Source organism: Corallococcus llansteffanensis, assembly GCF_003612055.1.
Classification (GTDB): domain Bacteria; phylum Myxococcota; class Myxococcia; order Myxococcales; family Myxococcaceae; genus Corallococcus; species Corallococcus llansteffanensis.
On the sequence record NZ_RAWB01000104.1, the window covers coordinates 1 to 21,091 of the forward strand.

The 21,091-nt window shown below is 67.8% G+C and carries 18 protein-coding genes and 1 pseudogene; 9 read left to right on the plus strand and 10 right to left on the minus strand.

Translation table 11 applies throughout. From position 1 onward, the window contains the following. Positions 1-94 precede the first annotated feature (94 nt). A complete protein-coding gene (locus D7V93_RS12450) occupies positions 95-550 on the minus strand; it encodes a hypothetical protein (RefSeq protein WP_120643608.1) in 456 nt (151 codons plus the stop codon). After that, on the minus strand, positions 547-1,233 hold the full coding sequence (locus tag D7V93_RS12455) for a hypothetical protein (protein ID WP_244237264.1): 687 nt from the start codon (positions 1,231-1,233) through the stop codon (positions 547-549). Before D7V93_RS12455 ends, D7V93_RS12450 begins: the two co-directional genes overlap by 4 nt. Before the next feature lie 309 nt (positions 1,234-1,542). Here D7V93_RS12455 and treZ point away from each other — a divergent pair, with 309 nt between their 5' ends. The 4 genes from treZ (at position 1,543) to D7V93_RS12475 (ending at position 6,911) form a co-directional block, all read left to right on the plus strand. After that, positions 1,543-3,390, plus strand: coding sequence for a malto-oligosyltrehalose trehalohydrolase (gene treZ / locus D7V93_RS12460; RefSeq protein ID WP_120643610.1), 1,848 nt, complete (start codon positions 1,543-1,545; stop codon positions 3,388-3,390). 238 nt (positions 3,391-3,628) lie between these two features. Further along, positions 3,629-4,903 carry a discoidin domain-containing protein gene (locus D7V93_RS12465; RefSeq protein WP_244237266.1) on the plus strand — a complete coding sequence of 425 codons (1,275 nt, stop codon included), beginning with the start codon at positions 3,629-3,631 and terminating at the stop codon, positions 4,901-4,903. Positions 4,904-5,056: 153 nt separating this feature from the next. Beyond that, the gene (locus D7V93_RS12470) at positions 5,057-6,487 is read left to right on the plus strand and encodes a M20 family metallopeptidase (RefSeq protein WP_120643611.1); all 1,431 of its coding nucleotides are present in this window, start codon (positions 5,057-5,059) and stop codon (positions 6,485-6,487) included. A 16-nt stretch (positions 6,488-6,503) separates the two neighbouring features. Next, positions 6,504-6,911: a VOC family protein gene (locus D7V93_RS12475; RefSeq protein ID WP_120643612.1), complete on the plus strand. Its 408-nt coding sequence runs from the start codon at positions 6,504-6,506 to the stop codon at positions 6,909-6,911. Between the two features lie 77 nt (positions 6,912-6,988). On the opposite strand, the gene D7V93_RS12480 is transcribed toward D7V93_RS12475, so the two are convergent. The 3 genes from D7V93_RS12480 to D7V93_RS12490 all read right to left on the minus strand — a co-directional run bounded on the left by D7V93_RS12480 (position 6,989) and on the right by D7V93_RS12490 (position 10,476). Beyond that, positions 6,989-8,548 (minus strand): serine/threonine protein kinase, encoded by a 1,560-nt coding sequence (locus D7V93_RS12480; RefSeq protein WP_244237267.1) that lies wholly within the window; start codon positions 8,546-8,548, stop codon positions 6,989-6,991. A 194-nt stretch (positions 8,549-8,742) separates the two neighbouring features. Further along, positions 8,743-9,504, minus strand: a complete 762-nt coding sequence (locus D7V93_RS12485) for an ABC transporter permease (protein ID WP_120643614.1) — start codon at positions 9,502-9,504, stop codon at positions 8,743-8,745. 30 nt (positions 9,505-9,534) lie between these two features. Continuing rightward, on the minus strand, positions 9,535-10,476 hold the full coding sequence (locus D7V93_RS12490; RefSeq protein ID WP_120643615.1) for an ABC transporter ATP-binding protein: 942 nt from the start codon (positions 10,474-10,476) through the stop codon (positions 9,535-9,537). A gap of 192 nt (positions 10,477-10,668) precedes the next feature. Here D7V93_RS12490 and ettA point away from each other — a divergent pair, with 192 nt between their 5' ends. From ettA to D7V93_RS12505, 3 genes are all read left to right on the plus strand, one after another. Then, positions 10,669-12,348, plus strand: coding sequence for an energy-dependent translational throttle protein EttA (ettA, locus tag D7V93_RS12495; RefSeq protein ID WP_120643616.1), 1,680 nt, complete (start codon positions 10,669-10,671; stop codon positions 12,346-12,348). A 68-nt stretch (positions 12,349-12,416) separates the two neighbouring features. Further along, a complete protein-coding gene (locus tag D7V93_RS12500) occupies positions 12,417-13,571 on the plus strand; it encodes an AAA family ATPase (RefSeq protein WP_120643617.1) in 1,155 nt (384 codons plus the stop codon). After that, entirely contained in the window at positions 13,564-14,316 is a 753-nt protein-coding gene (locus D7V93_RS12505) for a hypothetical protein (protein WP_244237268.1), read from the plus strand. Before D7V93_RS12500 ends, D7V93_RS12505 begins: the two co-directional genes overlap by 8 nt. A gap of 455 nt (positions 14,317-14,771) precedes the next feature. Here the strand turns inward: D7V93_RS12505 and D7V93_RS12510 are convergent, their stop codons facing one another. The 3 genes from D7V93_RS12510 to D7V93_RS44875 all read right to left on the minus strand — a co-directional run bounded on the left by D7V93_RS12510 (position 14,772) and on the right by D7V93_RS44875 (position 17,137). Next, positions 14,772-15,407 (minus strand): hypothetical protein, encoded by a 636-nt coding sequence (locus tag D7V93_RS12510; protein WP_120643618.1) that lies wholly within the window; start codon positions 15,405-15,407, stop codon positions 14,772-14,774. Continuing rightward, positions 15,404-16,777, minus strand: a complete 1,374-nt coding sequence (locus D7V93_RS12515) for an AAA family ATPase (protein WP_120643619.1) — start codon at positions 16,775-16,777, stop codon at positions 15,404-15,406. The genes D7V93_RS12510 and D7V93_RS12515 overlap by 4 nt, the downstream gene beginning before the upstream one ends. A 213-nt stretch (positions 16,778-16,990) precedes the next feature. Then, a complete protein-coding gene (locus D7V93_RS44875) occupies positions 16,991-17,137 on the minus strand; it encodes a hypothetical protein (RefSeq protein WP_158623722.1) in 147 nt (48 codons plus the stop codon). Positions 17,138-17,268: 131 nt separating this feature from the next. Between D7V93_RS44875 and D7V93_RS12525 the strand changes: the two genes are divergently transcribed. Beyond that, positions 17,269-18,432 (plus strand): ATP-grasp domain-containing protein, encoded by a 1,164-nt coding sequence (locus tag D7V93_RS12525; RefSeq protein WP_120643621.1) that lies wholly within the window; start codon positions 17,269-17,271, stop codon positions 18,430-18,432. Here D7V93_RS12525 and D7V93_RS12530 read toward each other — a convergent pair whose 3' ends face one another. Together D7V93_RS12530 and D7V93_RS12535 are read right to left on the minus strand one after the other, a co-directional pair. Further along, positions 18,433-19,008: a DUF2378 family protein gene (locus D7V93_RS12530; RefSeq protein ID WP_120643622.1), complete on the minus strand. Its 576-nt coding sequence runs from the start codon at positions 19,006-19,008 to the stop codon at positions 18,433-18,435. A 10-nt stretch (positions 19,009-19,018) separates the two neighbouring features. Next, positions 19,019-19,792, minus strand: a complete 774-nt coding sequence (locus D7V93_RS12535; RefSeq protein WP_120643623.1) for an alpha/beta hydrolase — start codon at positions 19,790-19,792, stop codon at positions 19,019-19,021. A 195-nt stretch (positions 19,793-19,987) separates the two neighbouring features. Between D7V93_RS12535 and D7V93_RS12540 the strand changes: the two are divergent. Beyond that, positions 19,988-21,091: pseudogene (locus D7V93_RS12540) on the plus strand (hypothetical protein); the annotation flags it as partial.

A 21,091-nucleotide genomic window follows, 5' to 3' on the forward strand; every position in this document is an offset into this window, starting at 1 on the left:
GCGGTGACTCCAGGACGGGGCGACGCGAACAGCGCCCCATCATCCCGGGAGGCCCCGGGCACGACAAGCCGCCCGGGGGTGGCCCCTTGGAGTCCTAGCGGATGTCGAGGATGCGGCCCTGACCGTCGATGAGGTAGGTCGCGCCCCCGTCCAGCACTACGACGTCGGGTGGCATGCCGCAGCGCTTGAAGTTGGGGGAGAAGCTGACGAGGTACAGGTCGTCGCTGACCTTGTTGATCCGGACATCGAAGATGTCACGGCGCTCGAAGCAGCGCACCAGCATCTCATCGTTGCCGGAAGCCTGCTCGCCGGGAGGCATGAAGTCCGCGAGCGCGACCCGGAACGCGGCAAAGGTGGGGCCATCCATTTTGGTCGAGGCCACGAAGGTCTCGGGGTTGGGATCCCGGATGCGATCACCGATCTCGGGGGGAATGCGCTCCGGACGCTCGTATTTGTAATAACCGAAGTAGCTGCAACCTTGCGTCAGACCGCAGAACGCAAGCCCGATGAAGACCGAGGACAGTCTCCGCATGCGCGTGAGCCCGTTCATGGCGTCCAGTCCTGTCCTTCGTAGAGTTTGATGTCGCCCTCGTCGTTGTCGACCACGCCGATGGGGACCCAGGTCCCTCCGCGCAGCGCGGTCACCACTCGGTCGGCGTAGTCGTATTTGTAGGCGCGGCACTCGCCTGCCTTCTCCCGGTAGAAGAGCAGCAACTCCCGGTGGAGGACCCTTCCGGTGCGAGCGTCGGCAATCCGTGTGGGAACCCACCGGCGCTCTTCGCTCATGTCCGGCATGGAAAAGCGCCGGTTGTGAGGGTGGCTGTGGCCTCTCCCCAGGATGATGGCGTCCAGGTGTTGGGGATCATCCAGGCTGGAGGGGACCTTGCAGGACTTTGTTCTGCCCGTGGCCTTGCCCTGAATGTCGGACAGGTGGCTGAGATAGAACGCGTCCTCGGCGCTCGAGTAGTAGACCAGGGCGCAGTACTCCATCCCGTACTCGCCGGACGACGCCCCGGGTTGTCCGGTCATGATCTCGCAGGCGTTGCCGGCCAGCTCCTCGGTTGACTTGAACGGACCCGCGAGTGGCCCCGTCACCTGGAGTTGCCCGTTCGGCATCCGGCGCACCCGGACCGCGGGGTTCGGCGTGGAGCAGCTCGCCATCATCGCGAGCGCCCCCGTGCACGCGAGCGAGCGCCAACACGTCGCGAACCCTGCTGCTCGCCGCCTCGCCATGAGCCCTGTCCGGAGTGAAAACCGCTATATCGGACAGTCTGAGTATTTCCGCAAAACATGAATGTCAAGGAATCCGGTTCCCGGGGCTTCCAGGTTCCGTGAGCCTACCCAGGAGATTGGGGCGCGGCAACCAAACGTGCCGAGTTCATCGGGCCTTCGCCGTGGAGTGCCGCCCCTCCTGTGGGCATCCCAGGCCTCCGTCCGCCGGTCCGCACTCACGCTGGACCGGAGGTCCACCCGTGAACAGCGATGTCCACCAGGGCCACGCGAGGCTCCCCGGGCTTCCTCCCACGCATTACAGGGACGCACATGGCTCAATCGACTGAAGCTCGTTCCCTCGCGCCGCGCCTGGGCGCGTGGGTGGAGGATGGTTCCCGGGTGCGCTGGCGCGTCTGGGCGCCCGGCCACAAGCAGGTGGACGTCGTGGTGTACGGCGCGGACGACCAGGCCACGCGCACGCTGCCCCTCACCCCGGAGCCGGAGGGCTGCTTCGGCGGCGTGCTGGACGGGCAGGGCGCGGGCCTGCGCTACAAGCTGCGCTTGGATGGCGGCGACCCCTTCCCGGACCCGTGGTCGCGCTCCCAGCCCCAGGGCGTGCACGGCCCGTCGGAGATTGTCGTGGCCGACCACGGCTGGACGGACCTGCACTGGAAGGGGCCGGATCCGCAGGCGCTGGTCATCTACGAGGTGCACGTGGGCACCGCCACGCCGGAGGGCACCTTCGAGGCGTTCATCCCCAAGCTCGCGCACCTGCGGGAGCTGGGCGTGAACACGCTGGAGCTCTTGCCCGTGGCCAGCTTCCCCGGCGCCCGCAACTGGGGCTACGACGGCGTGGACCTCTTCGCGCCGCAAGCCACCTACGGCGGCCCCCGGGGGCTGCGCCGGCTCATCGACGCGGCGCACGCGCACGGCCTCGCGGTGCTCATCGACGCCGTCTACAACCACTTCGGACCGGACGGGAACTACCTGGGCGCGTACTCGCCCCACTACTTCACGAACCACCACCACACGCCCTGGGGCGACGCGGTCAACTACGACAGCGAGGGCAGCGCCTTCGTGCGCTCGCTCGTGCTGTCCAACGTGGAGATGTGGATCCGCGACTACCACGCGGACGGCCTGCGCCTGGATGCCGCGCACGCGCTCGTGGACGACGGCCAGCCGCACCTGCTCGCCGAAATCGTCGAGCGCGCCCACGCCGCAGCCAACGGGCGCCGCGTCGTCGTCATCGCGGAGGACGAGCGCAACGAGCGCAAGCTGGTGACGCCCGTGAAGGACGGCGGCTACGGCCTGGACGGCGTCTGGGCGGATGACCTGCACCACCAGCTGCGGCGCGCCTTCGCGGGGGACCACGAGGGCTACTACCAGGACTACACCGGCACCGCGGACGACCTCGCCGCCACGCTGCGCCAGGGCTGGTTCTACCAGGGCCAGAAGTCCAAGAACCTGGGCCACGCGCGCGGCACGTCGTCGAAGGGGCTGGCCCCGTGGCACTTCGTCCACTGCATCCAGAACCATGATCAGGTGGGCAACCGGCCCTTCGGCAACCGCCTGTCGGAGGACGTGACCCCGGCCGCCTTCCGCGCCATGAGCACGCTGCTGCTCCTGTCGCCGTTCACGCCGCTGCTCTTCATGGGCCAGGAGTGGAACGCGCGCACGCCGTTCCTCTACTTCACGGACCACAACGCGGAGCTGGGCAAGCTCGTCACGGAAGGGCGCCGCAAGGAGTTCGCCGGCTTCTCGCGCTTCAAGGGCGAACAGGTTCCCGACCCGCAGGACCGCGACACCTTCACCCGCTCCATGCTGGACTGGAGCGAGGCCGAGCGCCCCGAGCATGCGGGCGTGCTGGCCCTCTACAAGGAGCTGCTGCGCCTGCGCGCCACGGAGCCCGTGCTCACGAGCCGCCAGGGCACCCATGACGCCCGCACGCTGGGCCCGGACGCCATCCTGCTGGAGCGCCGCGCGGAGGGCGACACGGTGCTCGTCATCGTCAACATCCGGGGCTCGCTGGTGCACGCGCTGCCCCCACACGCGAGCGCGGGCATCGTGTTGTGGAGCGAGTCCCCCCGTTTTGGCGGAAGCGTGGAGGGCTCGCCGCTGACGGGAAACATCGTGCGCCTGGACGGCCCCTCGGCCGCGGTGGTGAAGCTGCGCGAGTAGTCAATCCAGACACGGCGTCACGAACCCGCACGCAACGCGAGACATGAATCCACCCACGGCCCGTCACCCCGGAAGCGGGGCGGACGGGCCGTGCTGTCTTCCGCGATGAAACACAGACATCCGGGAATGGACCTGCCGGGTGTCGGGTACTCGGGCCCGCCACATCGCGCAGGACATCCGCAGGTCCATGTGCCGCGCGCGCTCGCGCGACGTCGCGGCCCCGTCGTGAGGAAGCACCTTGTCCCAATCGCGTCTGTTGAATCCGCCCCGGGGGGGATGGAAGCGTCATGTCTTCAGCACGAGCGTGCTCGCGCTGCTCGTGTCCGCGGGGCCCGCGCTCGCCGCATCGGGCTTCAGCGCCGTCACCGCCAGTGGCAACGACGGCAACCCGCCGTCGAACACCGTCGACGGGAACCTCTCCACGCGCTGGTCCAGCGACGGCGTGGGCCAGTGGCTCCGGGGCGACCTGGGCGCCGTGAAGTCGCTGTCCGCCGTGGACATCGCCTGGCACGAGGGGAACAAGCGCACCAACACGTTCGTCCTCGCCACGTCCACCGACGGCGCCACCTGGACGACGGCCCTCTCCACGAAGTCGTCCGGCACCACCGCGAACCTGGAGCGCTACGGCTTCACTCCGCGCGCCGCGCGGTACGTGCGCGTGACGGTCAACGGCAACTCCCTCAACACCTGGGCCAGCATCGCCGAGTGGGCCGCCCTCACCACCGCCACGTCGCCCGCGGGCACGGACCGCTTCGGCGTCACGCAGCTCTATCCGTCGAAGCCGGGCGGCGAGGCGTGGGCGCTCGCCGACAGCGCCACGTCCGACAAGCGCTTCGATCCGCAGAATGGCATCACCCGCAACAGCGACGGCTCCTGGAAGATGAAGGACTCGCAGGTGCGGATGAGCGTCTTCACCTCCACGGGCTACGACGACAGCAGGATTCCCACCTACGACCGGGACGTGCTCACGAGCCGTGGCTACATGCAGGCGGCCAACGACTGGAAGAACATCGAGATGACCGGCTTCGTGAGGCTGAACAGCGCCCAGGACACGGCGGACAACTTCGACTGGTACGCGCGGGGCGGCAAGCACAACGACGACCACTCCGGCTGCGAGGGCAGCAGCTACAAGGCCGGCTTCCACTACGACGGCCGCGCGCGCTGGCAGAAGGAGACGTGGCATGTCTCCTACGAGCAGACCCCGTACAAGCCCGCCACCTCCGCGCTCAAGGGCCGCTGGGTGGGCTTCAAGTCGGTGATGCGCAACGTCCCCGTCAACGGCCAGACGGCCGTGAAGCTGGAGATGTACGTCAACGAGAACGCGGACAAGGTGACGTGGAAGAAGGTCTACGACTTCACCGACTCCGGCCAGTGGGGCGGCGACGCGCAGCACTGCGGCGGCGCCACCGGGGGCATGCCCATCACCTGGGGCGGCCCCATCGCGGTGTTCCGCTGGGACAACGCGAACGACGTGGACTTCAAATGGCTGAGTGTTCGCGAAATCCAGCCCTGAGCCCCTGAGCGCCCGCGCGGCCTGACGCAAGACGGCAGGCCGCGCGCCCGGCGACCGGGGAGGCCCGGGGGCTTCCCCCAAGGCTCCGCCTGAAGCTCCGGTGGTGGGCTTTCCATCGACAGGGGGCGCGCGGGTGGGCAGCATGTCGCCGCCATGAACGTCGACCAAGCCCTCGCCTCGTCGGAGCGCATCTGGGAGCAGGAGATCCTGCCCGCGCTGGAGCGCTACATCCGCATCCCCAACAAGTCGCCCTCGTTCGACCCGGACTGGGTCAAGACGGGCCACATGGAGCAGGCCGTCCAGCTCATCTCGGACTGGTGCCGCGCGCAGGCCGCGCACCTGCCAGGGCTGACGGTGGAGGTGGTGCGGCTGAAGACGGCGGACGGCAAGGACCGCACGCCCGTCATCTACATGGAGGTGCCGGGCACGCGCGGCGACGACACGGTGCTGCTGTACGGCCACCTGGACAAGCAGCCGGAGATGACCGGCTGGCGCGAGGGGCTCCACCCGTGGAAGCCCGTGCGCGAGGGCGACAAGCTCTACGGGCGCGGCGGCGCGGATGACGGCTACTCGGCGTTCGCGTCGCTGTCCGCGCTGCGGCTGCTCAAGGAGCAGGGCGTGCCGCACGCGCGGTGCTCGGTGCTCATCGAGGCGTGCGAGGAGTCCGGCAGCACGGACCTGCCCGCGTACATCGAGGCGCTGGCGCCGCGCATCGGCAAGCCGTCGCTGGTGGTGTGCCTGGACTCGGGCTGCGCGAACTATGATCAGCTCTGGATGACCACCAGCCTGCGCGGCATGGTGGCCGGCAACCTGCGCGTGGACATCCTCACGGAGGGCGTGCACTCCGGTGACGCGACGGGCGTGGTGGCGTCGTCGCTGCGCATCATGCGGCAGCTCTTGTCGCGCGTGGAGGACGAGCAGACGGGCCACATCAAGGTGGACGCGCTGCACACGCAGATTCCGGAGGGCCGGCGCGCGCAGGCGAAGGCGGCGGCCCAGACGCTGGGCGACGAGCTCTACACCAAGTTCCCCTGGGTGGAGGGCGCGGGCCCGGTGACGAAGGATGGCGAGGAGCTGGTGCTCAACCGCACCTGGCGTCCGGCGCTGGCGCTGACGGGCGTGGACGGCGTGCCGGCGCTCGCCAGCGCGGGCAACGTGCTGCGCCCCTTCACGACGCTGAAGCTGTCCATGCGCATCCCGCCGCGCGTGGACCCCAAGGCCGCGGCGAAGGCGCTCAAGGACGTGCTGGAGAAGGACCCGCCCTACGGCGCGAAGGTGACGTTCGACGGGGACAAGGCGAGCGTGGGTTGGGACGCGCCGCCGCTGGCCGGCTGGCTGTCGCGCGCGGTGGAGTCCGCGTCGCAGGCGTGCTTCGGCAAGCCCGCGATGGCGATGGGCGAGGGCGGCACCATCCCCTTCATGGGCATGCTGGGCGAGCGCTTCCCGGAGGCGCAGTTCCTCATCACGGGCCTGCTCGGGCCGGGCAGCAACGCGCACGGCCCCAACGAGTTCCTGCACATCCCCACCGGCAAGAAGCTCACCGCCGGCGTGGCGAGCGTCATCGCGGAACACTTCAAGCGGTAGTCGTCACCGGAGCCCCATGCCGAGCAAGTCCCGTCAGGTCCGCTCCCAGCCCCTGCTCGCGGTGCGCGATGTCGCCGCGAGCAGCCGCTGGTACCAGCAGCTCCTCGGCTGTGAGAGCGCCCACGGCGGTGACGAGTACGAGATGCTCGTCAGCAACGGCGAGCCCATCCTCCAGCTCCACGCCTGGGACCTGGACGAGCACGCCAACCTGATGGGGCCGGACTCGGCGCCCCACGGGCATGGCGTGCTGCTGTGGTTCGAGACCACGGACTTCGACGCCTCCGTGAAGGCGGCGGAGGCCCTGAAGGTGGACTGGGTGGAAGCGCCCCACGAGAACCCGAACTCGCGTCGCCGGGAGTTCTGGGTCCGCGACCCGGACGGCTACGTCATCGTCCTGGCGGCGGAGTCGCGACGTCGGGGCTGAAGCGCCGCCGTTGCCCGCTCAGGGAAGGCCACCGCGTTTGCTGGATGCCAGCCGGACCGGCGGCAGGAGGGGGCGCCTCAACGCCCCGTCTTGATGCCCAACGATGAGGGGGGTGGCTTCCGGGTCTGTGGCCGGGTCACCCGGCGCTGGAGCGGCACCGCCACCGTGGGCGCATCCGCCGCGGACACCTGCCGCGTCACCGGCTCGTAGCCGTTGAGCGCGAGCGTCACCGCCACCGACGGATCTCCGGGCACCAGCGGCAGCGCCACGGGCGTCGTGCCGCGCTCCTCGCCCGCCACCTGCACCGTGGCGCCGGGCGGCTCGCTCGTCACCAGCAGCTCCACGGGCCGGGGCGCTGCGTTCCGGGCGGGAGTCTCCGGGGGCCCGGTCCGCGCCGGTCCCTGCACCGCGTCCGGCGGCCGGGAGGCCACGGCCACGGTCGTCCCGGTCGTCCCGGTCGAGGGCAGGTCGGCGCCACGCAGCATCACCACCGCCGCGCCTCCCGCCACCAGCGCCACGCCGCCCACCACATAGGGGAGCCACGCGCGACGCTTCGGCGCGGGCGAGGGCTCCAGGGCGGCGGTGCCTCGCGTCGCTTCAGGCCCCACGCGCGTGGGCGGACGGGACGGCGGCCCCACCAGCTTCGACGCGCGCGACGCGACATTCCCCCGCGCGCCCGACGTGGGTTGCCCGCCGAGCGACGAGTTGGACTGCGAATCCAGGTCCGCGTCCTCCGCGAGCTGGTCCAGCTTCGACGGGTCGGACTCGGCGGCGATGCGCTCCGCGTACAGGTCGCGCAGGTACGCGGCCAGGTGCGCGCTGCTGGAGGGCAGCCGCAGCTCGAGCGCGTAGTCCTCCAGCGCCAGCCGGAACGCGGCGCAGTCCGGGTAGCGCCCCTCCGGCGTGGGCGCCAGCGCCTTGAGCAGCACCTCGTCCAGGCCCGGCGGCAGGTCCGGGTTGAGCTGCGACGGCGGCGGAATCTGGCAGTCGCGCACCAGCCGCAGCGTCATCAGGTCCGTGTCGCCCTTGAAGAGGCGCTTGCCCGTGAGCAGCTCCCACATCACCACGCCCAGCGCGAACTGGTCGCTGCGGCCGTCCACCGGCAGCCCGTTGGCCTGCTCCGGGGACATGTACGGGTACTTGCCCTTGAGCACGCCCGTCGCCGTCTGCTGACCGCTGGTGGCCGCCTTCGCCACGCCGAAGTCGATGACCTTCACGCCCCCGTCGAAGCCGACGAGCACGTTCTGCGGGGACACGTCCCGGTGCACCAGCTTGAGCGGCTGGCCCTGCCCGTCACGCGCGCCGTGTGCATACGACAGGCCCGCCGCCGCGTCCGCGATGATGCGCACCACCAGCCCCGCCGGCAGCGGACGCCCCTGCTTGCGCGCGAAGCGGTCCAGGCGCCGCACGTCCTCGCCCTGCACGTACTCCATCGCCAGACAGTGCCGGCCTTCAATCTCCGTCAGGTCCAGGATGGTGATGAGGTTCGGGTGCGACAGGCGCGCGACGAGCCGCGCCTCCTCCAGGAACATCTCCAGGAACTCTTCGTCCTCGGCGAGGTGCGGGAGGATGAGCTTGAGGACGACCAGGCGCTCGAAGCCCGTCCCATGCTCCTGGGCAAGGAACACCTGTCCCATGCCGCCCGAAGCGATTTTTTTCAGCAGCTCGTATTTCCCGAAGGCGACCGCCATTTCAAGCAGAGGATATCGCGCTTTCTCACCGGGCGGGAAACAGCCGACTTCCAAAAAGACAGAGATCCTGTCCAGTAGGAAAGGGACTGCCTCCCTACCTGTGGAGGAGGCAGCCGGGCACGCCCTGTGTCACGCCTCCGTCACGCCTTCATCTTGTAGCCAGAGCGCAGCACGCCGTACGTGACGCCGGTGGCGACGGCGGCGGTGGCCGCGAGGATGGCGCCGCCGACGAGCGGAGAGAACAGGCTGCTGCCCAGCATGCCGAAGCGCAGCCCTTCCACCATGTAGACCATGGGGTTGAAGAGGCTGACGTGGTTCCAGGGCGAGGGCAGCTCGCGCACCGAGTAGAAGACGCCGCCCAGGAACGTGAGCGGCAGCATGACGAAGGTGGGGAAGAAGTTGATCTGCTCGAACTTCTCCGCCCACACGGCGGCGAGCATGCCCAGCACGCTGAACACGTAGCTGGACAGCAGCAGGAAGTAGAGCGTCGCCAGCGGGTGCTCCAGGCTGAAGCCGGAGAACAGGGCGGCGACGATCCAGGTGAGCAGGCCCACCACCAGCCCGCGCACCATCGCGCCGCCGATGAAGCCCACCATCAGCTCGCCGGGCCCCAGCGGCGCCACCAGCAGGTCCACCACGGTGCCTTGGATCTTGGTGATGAACAGGGACGAGCTGCTGTTGAGGAACGCGTTGTTGGCGATGCCCAGGAACACGAGCCCCGGGACGATGAAGTGCAGGTACGGGTGGCCCTCCACCGCGTGCACGCGCCCTGAAATCGAGTAGCCGAAGACGATGAAGTACAGCGTGGTGCTGATGAGGGGCGACAGGACGGTCTGGCCCGGCACGCGCATGAAGCGCCGGACCTCCTTCGCGAACAGCGTCTGCATCCCGAGGACGTTCATGGGGTGGGGGGATTTTCCGGAAGCGGGGTTTCAGGCGGCCTGCGTCGGGCGGCCGCGGAGGATCTCGATGAGCACGTCTTCCAGGCGCGGGCGGCGCGTCTCCACCTCGGAGATGGGCAGCCCGTTCGCGTAGAGCGCGCGGAGCAATTCGCCGGAGGGCGCGCAGTTCTCGCGCTCCACGTAGGTGAGCGTGCGGCGGTCCTGGGACAGGCTCGCGGCGAAGCGCTGGCCGGCTTCGGGCATGGCGGGCAGGGCTTCGGAGAAGGTGACGACCAGGCGCTTCTCCCCGAAGCGGCGCAGGATGGTGGACTTCTCCTCCACCATGAGGAGGCGGCCCTCGTTGATGATGCCCACGCGGTCGGCCAGCTCCTCCGCCTCTTCCAGGTAGTGCGTGGTGAGGACGATGGTGGTGCCCTCGCTGGCGATCTTCTTCACGTACGTCCACAGGTCGCGGCGCAGCTCCACGTCCACGCCCGCGGTGGGCTCGTCGAGGAACACGAGCCGGGGCCGGTGCACCAGGGCCTTGGCGATGAGCAGCCGGCGCTTCATGCCGCCGGACAGGGCGCGCGTGAGCGAGTCCTTCTTCGCCTGGAGGTTGAGGGCGGTGAGGACCTCATCGACGCGCGCGTCGTCGCGGGGCTGGCCGTAGTAGCCCAGTTGGATGCGCAGGGACTCCGCGACGGAGAAGAACGGGTCGAAGTTGATCTCCTGCGGCACCAGCCCCACCTGGTAGCGGGGCCCCACGGGGTCCTGGTCCAGGTCCTTGCCGAAGACGCGCATGGTGCCAGCGGACTTCTTCACCAGGCCGCACACGCTGCCGATGAGGGTCGTCTTGCCGGCGCCGTTGGGGCCGAGCAGCGCGAAGATTTCGCCGGGGGGAATGGAGAGGTCCACCGAGTGCAGCGCGGTGAAGCTGCCGTAGCGTTTGGAGAGGCCCTGCAGCTCCAGGGCGGGGGTCGAGGGCTCGGACATGGCGGCGCTTCCTCTAACACCTTCGCCGTGGGTTCGCTGGGCAAGCGGCCGGGCGTTTTTTCGCACCGCCGGGGACATGACGCGCGCCGTCCAGGCGGACACGGAGGGTGCGCTCTCGCCTTGAGCCCGTGGGTGCTCCCTGGTATCCGCTCCCAGGACCGCTCACGTTTGACAGACCGCTAGGATGCCGCGATGGCCCAGAATTTCATCTTCACGATGCAGGACCTGCGCAAGGTCAAGAACAGCAAGGAGATCCTCAAGGGCATCTACCTGTCGTTCTTCCCGGGCGCCAAGATTGGCGTGATTGGCCCCAACGGCTCCGGCAAGTCCACGCTCTTGCGCATCATGGCGGGGGTGGACACGGAGTTCTTCGGCGTCGCGAAGCCGGACCCCACGGTGAAGGTGGGCTACCTGGAGCAGGAGCCGCAGCTGGACACGACCCTGGACGTGAAGGGGAACGTGGAGCTGGGCCTGAAGGAGATCCGCCAGGCGCTGGACCGCTTCAATGAGGTGAGCGCGAAGTTCGCGGAGCCCATGAGCGACGCGGAGATGGAGAAGCTGCTCGCCGAGCAGGCCCGGCTCCAGGACGCCATCGACGCGTCGAACGGCTGGGAGCTGGACCGCACGCTGGAGATGGCCATGGACGCGCTCCGGCTGCCCCCGGGTGACGCGGACGTGACGAAGCTGTCCGGCGGTGAGAAGCGCCGCGTGGCGCTCTGCCGCATCCTGTTGGAGAAGCCGGACCTGCTGCTGCTGGACGAGCCCACCAACCACCTGGACGCGGAGAGCGTCGCGTGGCTGGAGCAGGCGCTGAAGGCGTACACGGGGACCATCGTGTGCATCACGCACGACCGGTACTTCCTGGACAACGTGGCGGAGTGGATTCTCGAGCTAGACCGGGGCGAGGGCGTGCCCTGGAAGGGCAACTACTCCAGCTGGCTGGAGCAGAAGCAGAAGCGGCTGGAGCTGGAGGAGAAGTCGGAGAGCCACCGTCAGAAGACGCTCAAGCGCGAGCTGGAGTGGGTGCGGGCGTCTCCGAAGGCGCGTCAGGCGAAGAGCAAGGCGCGCATCGCCGCGTACGAGGAGCTGTTCAACCAGTCCCAGCAGAAGCGCGACGTGACGGGCGAGGTGATGATCCCTCCGGGTCCGCCGCTGGGTGGGTTGGTGGTGGAGGCGAAGGGGCTGCGCAAGGCGTATGGGGACCGGCTGCTCATCGACGAGCTGACCTTCAAGCTGCCGCCCGGCGGCATCGTGGGAGTGATTGGGCCCAACGGCGCGGGCAAGACGACGCTGTTCCGGATGATGACGGGCGCGGAGAAGCCGGACGGGGGCGAGTTGAAGGTGGGCGAGACGGTGGTGATGGCCTACGTGGACCAGAGCCGCGACGCGCTGCAGGGCGAGCAGTCGGTGTTCCAGGAGGTGAGCGGCGGGTTGGACCTCATCGACCTGGGCAAGGCGGGCACGGTCCCGAGCCGCGCGTACCTGGCGGGGTTCGCGTTCAAGGGGCAGGACCAGCAGAAGCGGGTGAAGGACCTGTCGGGCGGTGAGCGCAACCGGCTGCACCTGGCGAAGATGCTCAAGAGCGGCGGCAACCTGCTGCTGTTGGACGAGCCGACGAACGACCTGGACGTGGAGACGCTGCGGAGCCTGGAGGACGCGCTCCTGAGCTTCGCTGGGTGCGCGGTGGTCATCAGCCACGACCGCTGGTTCCTGGACCGCATCGCGACGCACATCCTGGCGTTCGAGGGTGACAGCAAGGCGTTCTTCTTCGAGGGCAACTTCGAGGACTACGAAGCGGACAAGAAGAAGCGCCTGGGCCCGGACGCGCTGGAGCCGCACCGGATCCGCTACCGGCCGCTGCAGAAGAACTGAAGACGGTCGTTCAGGCTCCGCCCTGGGTATGACTGGGGCGGAGTCGCAGGGCAGGGGAGGGTGCACGCGTGATCGAGAAGGTGCAGTTTCGCAACTTCAGGGCATTTCGCTCGCTCGATCTGGAGCTTGAGCCGTTCACGGTGCTGGTGGGGCCCAATGCGTCGGGGAAGACGACGTTGTTGGAGGGGCTGAGCCTTCTGTCGGAAAGTGCCAGGAGCCTATTCGGTAAGAATGAAGACCTGATATTTGAAGAGGCTATAAAGTCTCACGGAGTCGTTGAGCCGGTTGGGCTTGAAGTTTCAGGGGACTGGTTCGGCTGCGCAGGTATGGCCCGGCTCAATTCGCTGATGCGTTCTATGTATGTGAATGGCCAGCCAGCACAGCGCCAGCATATCGAGATGAAGGGGCGCTGGGCTGGGAAGAGCGTGCCGGTGGATTCGATTGAAATCAATCAGTCGGATCGGACAGGAGATAGCTTATTTCAGCCGCCGCTGAACGTTTTCAGGAACGCCTTGAGTTCCACTATCGCGTTGCGTTTTGACTCGCGACGCTTGGCCGAGCCTTCGTACAGTGAGGATGAGAGTCCAGTGCTATCAGGCGACGGCAGTGGATTGGCCGCCTTGCTAGCTCATCTAAAGCTTAGTCGCGACGAGGAGTTTTCTGAAATAGAGAAGTCCTTGGTAGAGATTGTCCCTGCGGTTGAGCGTATCCGTATTGAACGCGCGCGCGTCAAACCTTCATCGGATGCGACATACTCGCCAGTCATGAGCCAATCGGTTTGGGGGCATAGGATTTCTTTTGATATGAGAGGCGCGAAAGGTGTTCCTGCTGGCATGGTAGGGGAAGGAACACTGATGGCTTTGGGGCTGCTTGCTGCTGTCTTGGGGCCGTCGCAGCCTCACTTGGTTTTGCTTGATGATATTGAACTCGCTTTGCATCCTGTAGCACAGGGAAGGCTTGTTGATGTCATTCGGAAGATTCGCAAGAGGCGACCTGAGTTGCAGGTGCTTGCTACGAGTCACTCACCCTTTGTTCTTAATTATATGCAGCCAGGAGAGATTCGAATGACATTCCTTGCTGAGGATGGCTCTGCTCGATGCGAGAAACTCGAGGCGCATCCTGAGTATAGAAAGTGGAAGGACTTGATGAGCCCGGGTGAGTTCTGGAGCACGGTGGGCGAAAGTTGGATGGAAAAGGACCCTACGTCCTCTCCGCATGAGTGAGCCCGCGTACGAGCTTGGCGTGGTCTGTGAGGCCCGTTCAGACCGTGATACCGCCTGCGCGCTCGCCGACCGCGTGCTGGTCGAGGCCATTGACTGGCTCGACGAGGCGATGCTGAACACGCAGCGCAGGTGGCGAGGGCTGACTCCTGCGGAGCCATTCCTCCGTTGGGCTTCCGTGAAGGCCGAGGCAACACGTGCAGGGCTCCGGGGGCTCTTCGGTCATTTCGGCAACAAGCCTGGCGATCCCGATGCATTAATGGCCCGGCGTGCGCTCCTGCTTTTCGCGAATACGGAGCCAAAACCTCAGGCCGTGATGCTGATTCGTGACAGTGATGCGGACGCGAGTCGACGCATCGGTCTGCAACAGGCCCGCGATGACAGATCCTGGCCCTTCGAGGTCGTTATCGGCGTGGCGGAGCCCAAGCGGGAGTGCTGGGTGCTCGCTGGGTTCGATGCAAAGGAATCCGAAGAGGATGCACTTCGCAAGGAAGAGCAGCGACTGTCATTCCATCCCGTTCGTGAAGCCCACCGTCTGACGGCACGGGAACACGGCGCGAAGAACGACGCCAAGAAGGCACTGGATGCACTGACCTCCGGTCGCCTAGAACGCGAAGAAGAATGTCTGCGCGCGACTTCCCTGGAAGTGCTTCGTGAGCAGGGTAGGAGCGTCGGCCTGACGTCGTTCCTGTCTGAGGTCCATGAACGCTTGGTGCCGATGATGGATGCTTGCAAGCGCAGCGGATAGGTCTAACTTGTGACCCGCTGAATGCTCGACCCCTGAGGCCGCGCTTCGTGCAAATTGCGCAGGCACTGGCGGAGAGCGTGCGACGCTTACGGTTGCATCCCGTAGTTCTCTTCCCAGGAACCCTGTGCTGGTGGTGTCGCGGGGTGTGCATCGCAACACGGTGCTTGCGGCTTATCGGTAAATGGAGGCACAAGGTGGAGCGCAACGACTCCCGGACGTGGCACCTTCCTGGCCACAGCACTGCCAGATGCGCAGACTGTGACACCGCCCCCGCAGGCATCTCCCGGCGTGGGCTTTGTGCTCCATCCTGCTGAGAAGTCCCGCCTACGGCCGCGTAAGTAGGTGTCGGCCGTGAGCCCTTGAACGACCTGTGCCTGGACTTTACCCCACTTCAGGAGGACGAACTGCGCGAAGCCGTGCGGCACAGGGGACGTGCCGCACGTGGCTGACAGTGCTTATCGGAAGGCTTCTACGATGGCGCGGACCTCGTGCTCGAAAGCTTGAAAGGCAGAAAGCCTCCGCAGGGGCGTGAAGTCCTCGATGAGTTCCGCGACGCGGTGCTTGAGCATGGAAATGTCTCGCTGGAACTGCCGAAGCTTTCGCCCCTTGGCTTCCGAAGCCATGAGCAGGGCATCGCCAAGCACCTGCTTGGGATCGGGCAGAACCTCGAACCGTGATGCGGCGGGAAGATTCAGGGAAACCGTGCCATGGGGATTCCCCGCTGCACGGCGGATCGCGGGCTCATCGAAGAGCAGCCACGCCTCGGTCATCCGGACGGGAACGATGCAGACGACATGCGCAAGGCCCACGTCACGGATGGCTTCGGCGATCTCGTCCCTCCTCCGCTCTGGTGAATCCCGCTCCGCATCCCGGTGAACGAACAAGAGGTCACAAGGAAATTGTTCGACGGCTCGGGTGATCCGTTCATCCAGCCTCCGCGGCGCACCAGGCGTGTCCCGGAAGTCAGCGAACTGGGAATCGATGAGGGCGGCCGAAGGCTTCATCGCCTGCGCGAGGGTCCAGTTGATGATGGGTTCGAGGCAGCGGTCGCTGGGGCCATCCGCGACCAGAGTATAGGTCAGAGGCGTCATTCGCCTTGCCGCTCATTCATGAAGACGAAGGAGTCCTGCTCGCGAAGGTACGGAAACAGCTTGCCAGGAGGGAGCATCAAGCCTTCATCCGTGAACCCCGCTCGCCAGGAACGCTCAGGGATGCGGGCCATGGTGACCTTCCCGCGTGCATCCGCTTGGACTGCCTCGACGGAATCCAGGAAGACCAGGTCATTGAGGTTGATGCTCTCGAAGATGACTGGCGAATGTGTGTTGACGATGACCTGTCGAAGGGGATTGTCGGGGCCCAACGGCAAGGTCGGATCCACCGCGATGTCCCTGAGAAGTTGCACCATCTGGGGGATGCGGTCGGGGTGGATTCCGTTCTCAGGCTCTTCGAGGCAGATGACGCCCCGGGTCTCCGGGTCGAGTGACAGCGTCGCCAGGACAAGGAAGCGGAGCGTCCCGTCAGAAAGGGCTCGCGCGGGATGGAAGATGTTGTCTCGCCCCTGCAATTCGACGGTCAAGGTTTCCGTCTTGGGATCATCCCGGACTCGGAGCTCCCTGGCATCTTCCAACAGCTCCGCGAGACGGTTGGAGAGGTTCGCATAGAGCTGGCCGGTGGTGCTCTCTCCCCGCGCGAGCCGCTGGAGCGTCGAGGGGAGGTTGGCACCCCGCTGGTCGATGAAGCGCTCATCTCCATAAATGGAAGGAGACCGCATCGCAGAGGGCTCAAGGAGGAGGGTCTTCCACGATTGCATCTCACGGTGGGCTGCGAGCACGGTTGGAAAGTCACTGGAGGCGCTTCCGCCCACCACCGTGCGCGAGGACTTGGGGGCGGGAATCTTCCTTCCACCATGTCCCTCTTGGTGGACCGTGATCTCACGAGAGCCCGGGAGGGTATTGATGAAGGGTCCCCCCCGGCGGACTCCCTGGAGCGCTGAGTCCCTGAACTCGCGTGTCGAGTGAAAACCGAGCCCGCGGCCTGCATCGGAAACCTTGATGGGCTCCAGGGATTCGTGGAGCAGCTCAAGCCGACTTTCGTCCTCATCCGCCAGCTTGAAGGCCAGTGAGTAGCGGAGTGTGGAGATCTGGGCCCGGCTTGTGACGCCCAACTCATCCTCCACGTCCTGCGCCACGACCATCTCCGCTGTGAAGCGCATCTCCGGAGCACGGAAGCCCTCGAAGGCCGTGAACAAGGAGCGTGGATCCGGTGAGCGACCCTTGGTTTCCCGTAGAAGCTTGACGGCCTCCATGATGGGGTGGCGCGTCAAGAGGTGGAGGAACCGGATCGCGTCGAAGAGGTTGGACTTTCCGACGGCATTCATTCCCGCAACGCAGGTGAATGGACCGAATCGGATGTCGACGTTCAAGAGGCTCTTGAATCCCTCGACCTTGAGTCGGGTCAGCATGCGGCTCCTCGGTGCGGCGGGCTGATACCATCTGGCATCGGGGCATGGCGATTGGCAAGCGCCGGAGCCCATCGCGCGCTTCCTCGCTGAGCCTCACCCGCTTCTGTCGCCCCAGCGCTTCTTGAACGTGTCCCGGCGCGCGGCCCACCAATCGCGCCACTCCTTCACCGCGGCCTCCCGTTCGGCCCGCGGACCCGCGGGCTGGAAGTGGAGTCAGGTGGACGTCGCGTCCCGCAGACACATCTCCGCCAGGAAGCGCGTGCGCACGTCCTCGCTCTCCAGCAACTCGATGAGCTCCGGGATGGTGTGCTGCCCCATCCGCTCCCGGGCCTGGGCAAACCCCTCGGAATCCTGCGCCATGGCGCGAGTGTTCCCCCGGTAGACCCGGAGGGGCGAGTCCTCCTGGTGGACAGTGTTTCCCACCGGGCTTCAAGGGCGGGGGAGGTGCCGCTATGGTCCCCCTCCAGCGGTGGCCCCGCCCGCCAGGAGCCATGAACTTCGTCTTCATCTCTCCCCACTTCCCGTCCCACTACTTCCACTTCGCCGTCGCCCTGCGCGAGCGCGGCGTGTCCGTGCTGGGCATCGGTGACACGCCCTACGAATCCCTGCGTCCGGAGCTGCGCGAGTCCCTCCGCGAATACTTCTTCGTCCCCAGCCTCACGGACTACGACGCCCTCGTGCGCGCCACCGGCTACCTCACCTGGCGCCACGGCCGCGTGGACCGCATCGAGTCCCTCAACGAGTCCTGGCTCGAAGTCGAAGCCCGCCTGCGCGAGGACTTCCACGCCCCCGGCCTCCAGCCCGCCGACATCCTCAGGCTGCGCTCCAAGTCCGGCATGGCCGAGGTCTTCCACGCCTCCGGTGTCCCCCACCCGGACCTCTTGCGCGTGCGCGACGCCGACCAGGTGAAGTCCTTCGCCGCCCGCGTGGGCTACCCGCTCGTGCTCAAGCCCGACGTGGGCGTGGGCGCCGCCCACACCTTCAAGGTCACCACCGACGCGGAGGTGGACGCCGCGCTCGCCCACCCGCTGCCCACCTCCTACGTGGCCCAGCCCTTCGTGCGCGGCACCATCGTCACCTACGACGGCATCGTGGACCGCCACGGCGCCATCGTCTTCGCGCTCAGCCACGAGTACAGCGACGGCGGCATGGAGACCGTCACCGAGCGGCGCGACATCTCCTTCTGGAGCCTCCAGACCATCCCCCCCGCGCTCGACGTGCTGGGCCGTCAGGTCGTCGCCGCCTTCGGCCTGCGCGAGCGCTGGTTCCACCTGGAGTTCTTCCGGCTGCCGGACGGCCGCTTCGTCGTGCTGGAGGCCAACCTGCGCCCGCCCGGTGGCTTCATGACGGACATGATGAACTACACGTGCGACATCGACGTGTACCGGCTCTGGGCCCGCGTGGTGACCAACGACCCGGTGGCGGACTTCCAGTACACGCCGCGCCACCACGTCTGCCACAGCGCCCGCCGTCACGGACGGCGCTACCGCCACACCCACGCGCAGATCGTCGAGCGGCTGGGCCCCTCGCTCCTCGTCCACCGTGAGCTGCCGCCCATCTACCACAGCCTCCTAGGCGAGGAGATGTACCTCACCCGCCACGCGGACAAGGAGTCGATGCAAGAGGCCGTGCGCTTCATCCAGGCGACCGTGTAGCTACGGCTCCGTCCACGTGAGCGCGAGCACCGTCCCGTCCGCGTCCTCGCGCACCTTCGTCACGCGGGGCGACCGCGCGCCGCCCACCTGGAGCAGCGCTTCGAAGAGCGCCTCCACGTAGCCGGGCGCATCGACGACGGAGTTGATGTGCAGCTCGTGGTTCGCGGGGCCGCGCTCGGTCAGCACCGCCTCCGTGTAGTTGTCCGTGCCGCGCAGCACCTCCGGCAGCCGCTGCACCACGCGCCTCGGTCCCAGCACCCGCATCACGCCCATCACCGCGCGCCCCAGCAGCGTGGCCCCGTAGCCCTCCACGTGCGCCCGGGCGAGCTGGCGGAAGGCCTCCTCCCGGGGGACGCCAGGATGGACCTCCTCGATGACGATGTGCAGACACCGCGTCCAGAGCGGCACCGGGTAGAGCGGCAACAGCGGCCGGTCCAGGTCCACGCCGGCCTGACGCAGCCGCTCCCTCAGGCGCGGGGACACCTGGCCGCGCAGGCCGTGCTGGAGCAGTCCCTCCACCACCTGCACGTAGACCTGCCGCTGCTCGGGCGGTACCGACCGGGGCTTGCGCGTCACGGGCGCGGGCTCAACCCAGGAGCCACTGCATGGCGCCCGGCAGCCGTCGCTGCCAGTCCTTTTCGTGGTGCTCGCCGCCGGGCTCCAGCACCAGCGACACCTCGTGGTCGCCGTAGCCCAGGCCCTTGAGGTGGTGGAAGAAGTCGAGCGTGCCCCGGCCGTAGTCCAGCGGCACGCCGCCCACGTGGATGTATTCCGTGGCGCCCGCGTCCAGGTAGATGCGCGTCCACCGGTGGCTGTGCGCGCGCCACGCTTCGAACAGCCGGCCCTGGCTCCACATCACCGTGGGCGACAGCGCGCCGATGCGGCCGAATACGTGCGGGAACCGCCACCCCAGGTACAGCGAGATGAGGCCCCCCAGCGACGAGCCCATCGTGCCCGTCCACTCGCCGCCCGTGCGCGTGAGGTACGTGCGGTCGATGTACGGCTTGAGCTCCTCCACGAGGAAGCGCCCGTAGGCCTCGCCGCGCGCGGACACGCTGTTGCGCGGCTCGTCCCACGGCGAGTACTCCTGGAAGCGGCCCGGCCCGGAGTCCACCGCGACGATGATCCACGGCTCCATCCGCCCCGCGCTCACGCCCTCTTCCGCGACGCGGTTGGCACACCACGTGTCGAAGACGGCGGACTCCGGATGCGCGAAGACGTTCTGCCCGTCGTGCATGTAGAGCACCGGGAAGCGGTGCTCCCCCCGGGCGTCGTAATGGTCCGGGGTGTAGATGCGGACGGTGCGGTTGAATCCCTCCTGGGGAGAGGGGAAGTGACGAAGGATGTGGACGTGGCCCATGAGCTGTTCTGCGGGCCGGAACGTCGGCCCTCGCGAAGATGTGGCCCCCAGCATAGCCGCACCGCCTGACGAACTCGCCGCGGGAGGGACGCTGGCCGTCCCTTCCCTGGACGCCGCGTCCGGGGAAGGGATGGACCCCAGGTGGAAGCCACCTTGTAGGGAAGGGTGGTCCCGCTCGTGCAGAGGACCCGCTGCGTGCGTTCCGTCCTCTGCTGCGTGTGGCTGTTCCTGCTGATGCTGTCCGTCGCGGCGCACGCGGCGTCCTACGAGGTCGACCCCGAGGACACCGGCGAACAGGCGTTGTTCGCGCTCAGGGAGGAGGGCGCCATCACGGCGGAGACGCTCGCGGCGCTGACGGTGCTGCGGCGCTCGGGCGTGGATCCGGTGCTTGCCTCGCGCGCCTCGCTCTACGGCCTGCCGGGACTGACGTACGCGCGAGTGGATGGGTTGCTTGGGGACGCGGTGCTGACGGTGGAGGAGCGTCGGAGGCTGGCGCCGTTCCTCGTGCGGGCGTCGCCGGAGCGGGTGTCGGGGGACGCACGGCTCTTGAGCGCGTTCGCGGCGTCGGATCCGGTGCTGCCACCGCTGGCGCTCCAGGTGCGTGTGGCGGGGCCGGAGGGCTGGCGGGTGGGGCTGCTCACGTCGCTGACGCGGCGGCGGCTGGGCGCGGTGCACCGGGATGCGCGCCCGCGGACGCTCGTGGCGGAGGCGCCCGGTGTGGCGGTGGTCGTGCCCAAGTTCCACGGGCAGTGGACGGGGGCGCGGGCCTCGGTGCTGGTGGGCTCCTACCGGCTGGGCTTCGGGCAGCGGCTGACGCTGGACACCACGGGGCTGCCCACGCCGGACGGCTTCCTGCCCGACGACGTCGTGCGCGCGCCTGGGAACGTGGAGCGGTGGTGCTTCCTGGGAGAAGGGGCCTGTGCGCCCGAGGAGCGTGAGGCGGTGGTGACGCCGGACTTCCAGTGGGACGAGGGCTTCCGGGGCGTGGTGGGCACGGTGCGGGGGCCGGTGGGGACGGACGCGGCGGTGTCGGTGACGGGCTTCGGTTCGTATCAGTCGCGCTCGCTCCTCTCGCATGCGCTGGTGGAGCGCTCCTCGTGCGAGGACACGCGGGAGGGGTGTCGAGCGCCTTCGGTGTTGCTGACAGGGACGGGCGCACCGGCGGGGCGCGTGGTGTCGCGGGCGTTGCCCGGAGTGTTCCGCGAGTGGGCAGGCGGAGGCCACGCGACGCTCGCCTGGACTTCACGGATGCAGGTGGGGGCGACGGCCTGGGGCGCGCGGCCGGTGTGGAGCGTGGAG